The organism is Acinetobacter entericus, assembly GCF_026168575.1.
In the GTDB taxonomy this organism is placed as follows: domain Bacteria; phylum Pseudomonadota; class Gammaproteobacteria; order Pseudomonadales; family Moraxellaceae; genus Acinetobacter; species Acinetobacter bouvetii.
The window spans coordinates 1-3,687 of record NZ_JAPEQW010000069.1; the positions used below are offsets into that span (position 1 = coordinate 1).

General features: G+C 36.7%; 4 protein-coding genes. 2 read left to right on the top strand and 2 right to left on the bottom strand.

Annotated features, from left to right (window positions below; translation table 11 throughout):
- Positions 1-403: 403 nt before the first annotated feature.
- Positions 404-1,006, top strand: coding sequence for a GTP cyclohydrolase II (ribA, locus tag OKC24_RS19190; protein ID WP_067670084.1), 603 nt, complete (start codon positions 404-406; stop codon positions 1,004-1,006).
- Between the two features lie 120 nt (positions 1,007-1,126).
- On the opposite strand, the gene trpA is transcribed toward ribA, so the two are convergent.
- Together trpA and trpB are read right to left on the bottom strand one after the other, a co-directional pair.
- Positions 1,127-1,912, bottom strand: a complete 786-nt coding sequence (gene trpA, locus OKC24_RS19195) for a tryptophan synthase subunit alpha (protein WP_130144975.1) — start codon at positions 1,910-1,912, stop codon at positions 1,127-1,129.
- Positions 1,909-3,120 (bottom strand): tryptophan synthase subunit beta, encoded by a 1,212-nt coding sequence (trpB, locus tag OKC24_RS19200; protein WP_130144976.1) that lies wholly within the window; start codon positions 3,118-3,120, stop codon positions 1,909-1,911. Before trpB ends, trpA begins: the two co-directional genes overlap by 4 nt.
- A gap of 144 nt (positions 3,121-3,264) precedes the next feature.
- On the opposite strand from trpB, the gene OKC24_RS19205 reads away from it, so the two are divergent.
- Positions 3,265-3,687: LysR family transcriptional regulator (locus OKC24_RS19205; protein WP_265466238.1), on the top strand; the 423-nt coding region annotated here is incomplete at its 3' end.

The window sequence follows — 3,687 nt, forward strand, 5'->3', positions numbered from 1 at the left end:
TATAAATACGCTTTTAGTTGTTCAAACAAGTGGAACCACCTCTGTTTGACCACAAAAGTTCATATCATCAACAGCTTTTGTATATATTGAATCTATCATGTCATCTGTGATAATTTGATTCAAAAACACCATAAGCAACTAAATTTATTAAGTATTTTAATAAAAATCATTCTTAAAATACCAAAAATGAATAGGCACATGCATTAATATCGATTAATCAGTATACAATTTTTCCCTGTTTAGGCTTATATATCTGAAAATTGTATTGTTCATGCTCTACTGAAAAAATTGGTTCATTCGACAAAATTGTTTCACATAAAATTCACTATTAAATGAATATTATCTAATTGAAAGTTTAATTCAGCGTATTTTATCTATTATCAAGATATAGGTGGATCCTTCAGTGGCTATAGAATTTATTTCCAAATCAAAGTTACCTACTGCGTTTGGCGATTTTGAAATTATAGCGTTTCAAGACCAAAGTACTGGTGAAGAACATATCGCTCTTGCCAAAGGCATGGATACTATTTCTGATCAACCTGTACTCGTCAGAATTCATTCAGAATGCTTAACAGGTGATGCTTTTGCTTCACTGAAATGTGACTGTGGTCCTCAATTACATTCAACCATGAAAATGATCAATGATGCAGGTCAAGGTGTGATCTTATACCTGCGCCAAGAAGGCCGTGGTATAGGATTAACCAATAAAATTCGAGCCTATGCGCTCCAAGACCAAGGACATGATACTCTTGACGCCAATTTATTATTAAATTTACCAGCAGACGCTCGTAAATATGACATGTGCGCCATTATGTTAGATTATTTAAAAATAAAGAATGTAAAACTCATTACAAATAATCCACTTAAAATTAAATCTTTAACTGATTTAGGAATTGATGTTGTTGAGCGGGTTCCATTAAAAGTTGGCTTAAATATTTTTAACAAAGCTTATCTAGAGACAAAGCAAAAACGTATGTCACATCTGTATGATAATAGTGATTTCTAAAAAGCGATCACTTTCGGTAAAAATTCACAGACAAAGTTCCACCTCCCTTACGGGAGAGGGTTTTATCACATATAGTTCTTGATAAATTAACTTTAAATATACTGATTAAAAAACAGGATATTATTTATTTTCTCTAAGTATTTGCGAAAAAGCTGTGACTTTTTCTAAAGTTGCGTTCACTCCCTTATTAAAAAAAGTATCGACAAGCGCTGAGCCGATAATAATCAAATCTACCTTATTGGCTAAGGCTTTAACATGACTTTCATTTTTGATCCCAAAGCCAATTGCAACTGGAATATTAAAAATAGGCTTGATTTCAGCAATCTTTTTCTCAAGATTAGACAAATTGAAGTCTCCTCCTGTTAAGCCATTTTCTGCAACATGATATAAAAAACCTGTCGCGCGCGCTGAAATTTGCTCTAACCTTTCAACTGGGGTGGTCGGCGCGGTCATTGCAATTAAATGCATATTTTTTTCATTTAACTGCACTTCAAATTTTTCTAGATATCCATATGGAGCATCTAAAATCAATATTCCATCTATAAGATTCTCTGTTTCGGCGATAAGTGTCTCGAAACCATATTGCATCATCGGATTTAAATAAGTCATAAAAATTATTGGTGTTTTTTCATCATGTAGCCTGATTGCTTTTACCAACTCAATGGTCTGTTTTACCGTTTGACCTGCACCTAAAGCCCTAAGATGCGCTGCCTGAATGATCTCTCCATCTGCCACTGGATCTGAAAATGGAATGCCAACTTCAATAATGTCAGCTCCAGCTTGACCTAATTGGCTCAACAGACGACAACTTTCTGCAAAATTAGGATCTCCAGCAGTAAAATAACAGACCAGACCACTTCGATTTTCCAGTTTCAATTGCTCTAATTTTTGATCTAGACGGTTCATGCTGTAACTCCTGCAAGATATTTTTTGACCGTGTTTAAGTCTTTGTCGCCTTTGCCACTTAAATTGACAATAATGATCTGTTCTGGCTGCATTTCTTGAGCAAGTTGAATCGCATATGCAATCGCATGGGAACTCTCAAGAGCAGGAATAATGCCCTCCTGTTGGCTTAAAAGCTGAAATGCATTTACGGCTTCTTGGTCGGTTATAGCCGTGTATGTCACGCGTCCAGTTTCAAACAGAAGGCCATGTTCAGGGCCAATACCAGGATAATCTAAGCCAGCTGATATAGAGTGCCCTTCTAAAATCTGCCCATCTAAATCTTGTAATAAATAGGTTAAATTGCCATGCAGCACACCAACTTGACCTTTGCAAATAGAGGCGGCATGTTCACCAGTATGTGTTCCTTTCCCCCCCGCCTCAACGCCAAACATTTTGACATTTGGGTCTTCTAGAAAAGGATGCATCAACCCTAATGCATTTGATCCACCACCAACACAAGCAACCAAGGCATCGGGCAGTTTATTTTCTTTGAGGAGTATTTGGTTTCTGGCTTCTAGACCAATAATTTTTTGAAATTCTCTGACCATCGTCGGATATGGATGAGGGCCTGCACCCGTACCCAACAGGTAATAGGTTGTATCCACATGACGAATCCAGTCACGTAAGGCTTCATTCATGGCATCTTTTAAAGTCCCACGACCTTTTTGAACACTTCTGACTTCAGCACCGAGTAATTTCATGCGTTCAACATTCATTTGTTGGCGCTGAATATCTGTTTCTCCCATAAAAATGGTACATTTCATCTTAAACAGTGCGCAAACCGTTGCTGTTGCAACCCCATGTTGTCCAGCACCAGTTTCTGCGATGATTCTGGTTTTACCCATAAATTTGGCCAATAAGATTTGCCCAACACAATTATTGATCTTATGCGCACCCGTATGGTTCAAATCTTCTCGCTTGAGATATATTCGAGCACCTCCTGCATAAGCTGTTAGGTTTTTTGCATAGAAAAGCGGACTAGGGCGACCAACAAAGTCCGTTAAAATCTGTTGATATTCAGCCCAAAATTCAGGTTTATGCCGAACAGTATTAAAGGCTTGCTCTAATTCTTGAAGTGCAGGCATTAAGCTCTCTGGCATGTAACATCCGCCAAATTTACCAAAAAATCCCAATTCATCAGGACCATTACCTGTATAAGGGGTTGTCATCTCATATCTCTTTTACTATCAAAATTTGTTTGATCTTAAAATATTTTCATTTTTTTGATAATTGANTTTGTTTGATCTTAAAATATTTTCATTTTTTTGATAATTGATATATTTTGAGCTGATGATGTTAGAAAATTTTACAACATGAAGCGCAGAACACTCCCTCCCCTTAATGCTTTAAAAGCATTCGAGGCCGTCGCCAGAAATAAAAGTTTCAGCTTAGCTGCGGAAGAATTATGTGTCACCCATAGTGCGATTAGCCATCAAATAAAACAGCTAGAAGAATGGTTCGATAAAAAATTGTTCATTCGACATTCCTCGACCATCTCTCTGACGGCGGATGCCGAAGAATTATCGCTAGTTTGTACGCAGCTTTTTAATCGTTTAGAACAATGCGTCTTTGAGTTAACAAATAAAACATCAGAAGTAGAAGTTGTAATAGGCGCTTCTCATAGTTTTATGGCCAATTGGCTGATTCCTCGATTAGAAAAGCTCGAAGTCATTTATCCCAATATCCATATTAAATTAATGACATGTAATGACTTAAAATTGTTAGAAAAAGAGAAA